Genomic DNA, 202 nt, shown 5'->3' with positions numbered 1-202 from the left:
CCTGCTGTGATGGGTGTTGTCTAGACATCCACATTCCAGAGGACCACGAGCCTGTGCACGAGAATACTGGTTCGCAGCGAGATGCTGCGAGCACGATCTTCAACCTGCCCGACTACCACGTCATCGACGCGATCGACCTGCCCGACGGAGGCCGTCGAGTGGTGATCGCCTCGACCGTCCCGCCCGGATGTCCGTCGTGCGG

General features: G+C 62.4%; 1 pseudogene. It reads left to right on the top strand.

The window, feature by feature from the left end:
- Positions 1 to 53 precede the first annotated feature (53 nt).
- A pseudogene (locus tag ACT3SQ_RS19390) lies at positions 54 to 202 on the top strand (ISL3 family transposase); the annotation flags it as partial.

The sequence above is a fragment of the Brachybacterium sp. AOP42-C2-15 genome, from assembly GCF_052377065.1.
GTDB lineage: Bacteria > Actinomycetota > Actinomycetes > Actinomycetales > Dermabacteraceae > Brachybacterium.
This window is presented reverse-complemented; position numbering and strand designations above follow the sequence as displayed.